At 64.4% G+C, this 6,526-nt stretch carries 7 protein-coding genes; 6 read left to right on the top strand and 1 reads right to left on the bottom strand.

The genetic code is table 11. From position 1 onward, the window contains the following. The 6 genes from EN925_RS17825 to EN925_RS17800 form a co-directional block, all read left to right on the top strand. Positions 1-711, top strand: a 711-nt coding sequence (locus tag EN925_RS17825) for a divergent polysaccharide deacetylase family protein (protein WP_164894264.1), incomplete at its 5' end; no start/stop codon positions are given. 30 nt (positions 712-741) lie between these two features. Continuing rightward, positions 742-1,263, top strand: a complete 522-nt coding sequence (locus EN925_RS17820) for an RNA pyrophosphohydrolase (protein ID WP_013529078.1) — start codon at positions 742-744, stop codon at positions 1,261-1,263. 159 nt (positions 1,264-1,422) lie between these two features. Beyond that, positions 1,423-2,562, top strand: a complete 1,140-nt coding sequence (gene alr / locus EN925_RS17815) for an alanine racemase (RefSeq protein WP_127369336.1) — start codon at positions 1,423-1,425, stop codon at positions 2,560-2,562. Positions 2,563-2,836: 274 nt separating this feature from the next. Beyond that, on the top strand, positions 2,837-3,259 hold the full coding sequence (gene rnk, locus EN925_RS17810) for a nucleoside diphosphate kinase regulator (protein WP_013529080.1): 423 nt from the start codon (positions 2,837-2,839) through the stop codon (positions 3,257-3,259). A gap of 2 nt (positions 3,260-3,261) precedes the next feature. Further along, a complete protein-coding gene (locus tag EN925_RS17805; RefSeq protein WP_013529081.1) occupies positions 3,262-3,816 on the top strand; it encodes a nucleoside-diphosphate kinase in 555 nt (184 codons plus the stop codon). Positions 3,817-3,935: 119 nt separating this feature from the next. Next, the gene (locus EN925_RS17800) at positions 3,936-5,192 is read left to right on the top strand and encodes a D-amino acid dehydrogenase (RefSeq protein WP_013529082.1); all 1,257 of its coding nucleotides are present in this window, start codon (positions 3,936-3,938) and stop codon (positions 5,190-5,192) included. Positions 5,193-5,196: 4 nt separating this feature from the next. On the opposite strand, the gene EN925_RS17795 is transcribed toward EN925_RS17800, so the two are convergent. Continuing rightward, positions 5,197-6,526, bottom strand: a 1,330-nt coding sequence (locus EN925_RS17795) for a phosphatidylserine/phosphatidylglycerophosphate/cardiolipin synthase family protein (RefSeq protein WP_164894263.1), incomplete at its 5' end; no start/stop codon positions are given.

The following is a 6,526-nucleotide window of genomic DNA, read 5'->3' as shown; positions in this document are numbered from 1 at the left end:
GTCTATGCGCGGCCCTGGTCGGGCGGGCGCGGCGCACGGGTGGCGATCGTCATCGGTGGGCTTTCGGTTTCGCAGACCGGCACCCAGGCGGCCATCGCCAAGCTGCCGGCGGAAGTGACGCTGGCCTTCGCGCCGCAAGGCAACAGCATCGGCCGCTGGATGCAGGCAGCCAGGCAGAGCGGCCACGAGATCGTCATGCAGGTGCCGCTCGAACCGTTCGATTATCCCAAGGTCAATCCGGGACGCAACACGCTGACGGTGGCGGCGAGCGCGGACGAGAACCTGAAGAGCCTGCACTGGGCGCTGTCGCGGACGACCAACTATACCGGCGTCATGAACTATATGGGCGCCCGCTTTTCCGCTGACGCGGCGGCGATGGAGCCGTTCATCGCCGAGCTCGGCAAACGCGGCCTCGCCTATATCGATGACGGCTCGTCGGCGCGCAGTCTGGCGCCGGATCTGGCGCTGAAAGACGGCGTGCCCTTCGTCGCCGGCGACATGGCGATTGATGCCGTGCAGGATCGCGGCGAAATCCTGAAGAAGCTCGACAGCCTGGAGGCGACCGCGCGGGCCAAAGGCACTGCCGTCGGCATCGGTTCGGCCTTCGACCTGACGGTCGATACCGTGTCATCCTGGGTGGTCGAGGCCAAGAAGCGCGGCATCGAGATCGTGCCGATTTCAGCGGTGGCTATCGATCCGCAAAAAGGCTAGCCCTCGGAAGACGGCTGGAAAGAGTGACTGATGCCAAAGACGAACAAAATCGACCGCGAAACGCTGCCTTACCGACCCTGCGTCGGGCTGATGATCCTCAATGCCGAGGGCCTGGTCTGGGTCGGGCACCGCATTGCCGAACCGGACAGCGAATTTGCCGGCACGACGCAGCTCTGGCAGATGCCACAAGGCGGCATCGACGAGGGCGAGGAGCCCCTGCAGGCGGCCGAGCGCGAGCTCTATGAGGAGACCGGCATGCGCGGCGTCTCGCTACTGGCCGAGGCGCCGGACTGGATCAACTATGATTTGCCGGAGCATCTCGTCGGCATCGCCTTCAAGGGCCGGTATCGCGGCCAGACGCAGAAATGGTTCGCCTTTCGCTTCCACGGCGATGTCAGCGAGATCCAGATCAATCCGCCGCCGGGTGGCCACACCGCCGAGTTCGACAAATGGGCATGGCGGCCGATGCAGGACCTTCCTGACCTGATCGTGCCGTTCAAGCGCCATGTCTATGAGGATGTGGTGGCGGCGTTCCGGCATCTGGTGCGATAGTAGGGGAGTAGGGGAGTAGGGGAGTAGGGGAGTAGGGAAGTAGGGAAGTAGGGAAGTAGGGAAGTAGGGAAGTAGGGAAGTAGGGTTGAATGTTCTGTTGCGGTCCGCGCCAAATTCTACTGACTACTGACTAACCCATCCACCACAAGAACGGTCGCCATGAACGACGCCGCCAAGAGGTCACTGCCCGAAGAGGTCACCACCACGAGCGAAGTGGCGGCTGGGGCCATCCTCACCATCGATCTCGGTGCAATCCGTGAAAACTACCGCCGGCTGAAGACGCGGTTGGGCGATGTTGCCTGCGCTGGTGTGCTCAAGGCGGACGGCTACGGCCTTGGCGCCGGCCAGGTCGGGGCGGCACTGCTGCGCGAAGGCTGCGATATCTTCTTCGTTGCGCTTCTGGGCGAAGGCGTCGCCCTGCGCCGCTCGCTTGGGGCCGGCCCTGCCATTTTCGTGTTGAACGGCATTCCGCCCGGTGCCGAGCCGGACGCTGTGGCAGCAAACCTTTGCGCTGTTATCAACAGCCACGAGCAACTGGCAGCCTGGCGTGCTGCGGCCCGCCGCGCCGGCCGAAAACTGCCGGCCGCGGTCCAGGTTGACAGCGGCATGTCGCGGCTCGGCATGGCGCCTCGGGATGTGGATCGCGTTGCCGCCGATCCGCAGGCCTTCGACGGCATCGACATCAGGTTCGTGATGAGCCATCTGGCCTGCGCCGACGAGCCGGAGCATCCGGCCAATGAGAAGCAGCGGTCGGTGTTCGAGCGGCTGCGCGCAATGTTGCCGAAGGCGCCGGCGTCGCTGGCCAATTCCTCCGGCATCTTTCTTGGGCCGTCCTTTCACTACGATCTCGCCCGCCCCGGTGCCGCCCTCTACGGCATCAATCCGACGCCGCCAAAGTCCAATCCGATGCTGCCGGTGGTGCGGCTGCAGGCAAAGGTGGCACAGACGCGCAGCGTCGAAAAGGGCGCCGGCGTCGGCTATGGCCACAGCTATCATGCGCAAGGCCCGCTCAGGCTGGCGACGATTTCGTTCGGCTACGCTGATGGCTGGCAACGCCGCGCCGCGTCCGCCGCCTGGTTCGAGGGCGTGCGGCTACCTTTCGTCGGGCGGGTGTCGATGGATTCGATCATTCTCGACATTTCCGCCCTGCCGGGCGGCAGGCTGCGCGAGGGTGATCTGGTCGAACTGCTCGGTCCCTCGCAAAGCGTCGATGACGCCGCCGGCCATGCCGGCACCATCGGCTACGAGATCCTGACCAGCCTCGGCCCGCGCTTCCACCGGCGCTATGTCGGCGGTTGAGCGGTTTGGCCGCGCTTGACAAGCGGACGCCTGTCGGCAAGGCTCCATGCATGAGCAACCCAGCTTATATCAGAACCTTGTTCAGGGTCTGCCCGATCGCGGGATCGTAGCCCCGGCGCGGTCGCCTTTTGGCGTCCGTCCGAACCGGGGCATTTCTACCTGACATTATCATTCCCGAGCCAGACAGCTTCGCGGCTGCCGGTTTTTCATCAAGCCACCGTTTGCGCGGCGGCAGGCGCGCGTCTGTTCGATGCGCCAAGTCATGAGGTTTGCCATGCAACATGCAACAGGATTGCGTCCACCGAGTCGGCTTCTGGTCACCGATGCCGACCATCTCAGGCTGACGGGCCTGGCGCGGGCGTCGCTCGACCGCGTGCCCGAGACGGCCGAAGAATTGCTTTCGGAGATGGACCGTGCCGTTGTCACGGCAGCGGCTTCCATGCCGGCCAATGTCGTGCGGATGGGCTCGGCGGTGACAATCCGCAACGATGGCGGCAACATCCAGCGCGTCACGCTGGTCTATCCCGGCGAAGCAGACATCAGTGAAAACAGGATCTCGGTGCTGACGCCGATGGGGACGGCGCTCATCGGCGCGACCGCTGGGCAGACGGTGTGCTGGAGCAGCCGTGGCGGCCGGGAACTGTCGGCGACCATCGAAGTGGTCGATACGCCGGCCTGCGGGCGGGAGGGGGCCTGATCATGGAGACGGTGATGACAGGCGCGAATTTCCAGCTGACGACAAAGGACTTCGCCGTCCTCGAAATCATGTTGGAGCGTCGGCGGGCTTTCGCGGATCCGATTGTTCCAATGCTTGAAGACAAGCTTTCCAAGGCCGAGGTCGTCGCGATCGATTCGGTCGGATCCGATATCGTGACGCTGAACAGCAGGCTGGTATTCCGTGTCGATGCCGGCCCCGCCCAGACCCGGACCCTGGTGCAGAACGAGGTGCGCGGCCCGGTCGGCTCCAGCCTGTCGATCATGACAAGGCGGGGGCTTTGCATGCTCGGCATGGCCGAGGGCCAGACTGCATGGATCGAACAGGCCGACGGCAGGCGGGAGTCGGTCCTGATCGCGACCGTGCTCTACCAGCCGGAGGCCGCGCGGCGTGCCGTTAGGGAGAAATCCCAGGCCGAGGCGCGACGGCCGCATGGGCTCACCCTCGTCTACAGCGCCGCAGCCGATTGGCGGCCCCTTGGCGAAAGGGCCGGAATGCGGCAGACAGGGGACGACGACCCCGGTCCTGCGGCGGCGTGAACAGGCAACACTGCATGATCTCGAAAATCGGCATCGATTTTCGCCGGGGATCATGCGCAAATCGGAATGCGCCGCGTCCAGGCGTCCTCAAGGGCGTGCGACGCGGCAAGGAGTGAACGATGAAGATCATGGTGCTGGGCGGCGGCGTCATCGGAGTGACCACGGCGTACTTTCTCGCCGAGGCCGGCCACGAGGTGACGGTTCTCGACCGCCAGAAAGGCCCGGCGCTGGAAACCAGCTTCGCCAATGCCGGCGAAATTTCGCCCGGCTACGCCTCGCCCTGGGCCGGCCCCGGCATTCCGCTGAAGGCGATCAAATGGCTGCTGATGAAGCATGGCCCGCTGGTGGTGCGGCCGGCCTTCGATCCGCATATGTGGACATGGCTCATCAAGATGCTGCGCAACTGCACGGCCGAGCGCTATGCGATCAACAAGGCGCGCATGGTGCCGCTGGCCGAATACAGCCGCGATACGCTCAAGGCGCTGCGCGAAGCGACCGGCATCGCCTATGACGAGCGGACCCAGGGCACGCTGCAGCTGTTCCGGACGCAAAAGCAGCTTGACGGCACCGGCGGCGATGTCGAGGTGCTGAAGAAGTATGGCGTGCCTTACGAGATCCTCGACCAGGACGGTTGCATCGCGGCTGAGCCTGGCCTTGCCGGGGTGCGCGAAAAGTTCGTCGGCGGCCTCAGGCTGCCGCACGACGAGACCGGCGACTGCAAGATGTTCACCGACAGGCTGGCCGAACTCTGTGTGGCCCGTGGCGTCAAGTTCGAGTACGACGTGACGATCTGGCGCGTCATCCGCAGCCGCAACCGCATTGCCAATCTCAGCACCAGCAAGGGCTGGAAGACCGCCGACGCCTATGTGATGGCGCTGGGCAGTTATTCGGCGGGTTTCATGCGCCGGGTGAAGCGGCCGATCCCGGTCTATCCGGTCAAAGGCTATTCGATCACCGTGCCGATCAAGGACGCCGCCGCGGCACCGGTGTCGACGGTGATGGACGAGACCTACAAGGTGGCGATCACCCGGCTTGGCGACCGCATCCGGGTTGGCGGTACGGCCGAGATTTCCGGTTTCGACCTCAGGCTGCACGAATCGCGGCGGCGCACACTGGAACACTCGGTCGGCGATCTCTTTCCTGGCGCCGGCGCGATGCGGGACGCGACGTTCTGGTGCGGGCTGCGGCCGATGACGCCGGATGGCCCGCCGCTGATCGGCCGCACCGAGCTTTCCAATCTCTATCTCAACACCGGCCACGGCACGCTCGGCTGGACCATGGCTTGCGGCTCGGGCAAGGTGCTGGCCGACATCATCTCCAACCGGGTGCCTGACATCGACGTCCGCGACCTCGCGCAGGAGCGCTATCTGCGCTAGAGAGTCAGAACGCCTGCCGGACCCAGTCCTCGTCGAAAAGCAGCCGATACGCCCACGGGATCGTCACATTGGTGGCGACCGGATTGGAGTGGGCGACATAGTCGTCATAGATCGGCTTCATCCTGGTGTAGAAGGCCGGATCGAGCACCATCATGCCGTTCTCACTGTCGTGGAAGAAGCTGCGGTTGTTGAGGTTGACCGACGAGATGGCGACCAGCCTTTCGTCGATCATCATGATCTTGGAATGCAGCACCACGTCAGGCGCCTTGAATTCGCGGATGTTGATGCGGTCGCCATATTTCTCGACGAACAGCTTGTTGAGCGCGGTGAGGAACTTGCCGCCGATATCGCCCTTGAGATCGATGCGGCCGACAATGTCGATCCTGACGCCGCGCGCGAGCGCCCGGTCAACAGCCTGGGCAAGCTTGGGCGTCAGGTTGAGATAGGGGTTGACGATCTGGATATGGTGCTGGGCGGCGTCGACCAGCTCGACGAAATAATCCTCCAGCGCATGGCCATCCTCGTAGGGCACTGAAATGAAGTGCCGCGCCGTGCCTGAGGGGCGGCCGCCGGCGGACCGGACCGGAATGGAGAAGGGGCGCGCCAGATTGGTGTCGGCGTCGCGCAGCCACACTGTCGAAAGATGCGCGGCAAGGGTCTCGACCGTGGCCGGATCGGCGAACTCGACGTCGAAGTCGCTCCAGTTCGAATAGTAGTTCAGCGAGAATCCATCGGTCTTGCCGTATTGCTCAAGGTCGGGATAGCGCGACAGATCGATCGGCTGGTGGAACAGGAAGCCGTCATGGATGTTGCGGCCGCCGATGATGGCGCGCGACCGCCGTGGATCGTCGGCAAGCGTCGCCAGCATCTTGACGTGATGGACCTTGTGCAATTGTGAAATCTGCTCGTCGATCGGCGCGCCCCGATCCGCCCGCCAGCGATATTCCTGCAGCCCGACATTGGGGAATTCGGCCGCCAGCCGATGCAGCATGGTGTCGTCCTTGTCGCGCTCCAGCACGTCGGTGACCAGGATGCGCACCTTGGTGCCGAGGGCTGCATGATGACGGATCAGCCGTTCGATGATGCGGCCGGAGAAGTCGGCCTTGAACTCCAGGGATGACAGATAGATTAGCTTCAGTTTTGGGGCCCTGGAGAAGTCGAGCGGCAGCTCCGGGTCGCCCTTGTCGATGGCGCTGTCGGACAGCGGCGCTCCCATCAGCGCCTCGACCTTGGCGTTGAAGCCATCGCGCGATTTGCGCAGCAGGCGCGGCTTTCCGATCGGCAAGGCACAGGTCTGCGACAGCCAGCGGCTGGCATAGAAGGCGCGGCTGAGC

The sequence above is a fragment of the Mesorhizobium sp. M7A.F.Ca.US.006.04.2.1 genome (genome assembly GCF_004022915.1).
Lineage (GTDB): Bacteria > Pseudomonadota > Alphaproteobacteria > Rhizobiales > Rhizobiaceae > Mesorhizobium > Mesorhizobium ciceri.
Note: the sequence above shows the minus strand (reverse complement) of the source record. Positions and strands in the feature narration are given on the sequence as shown.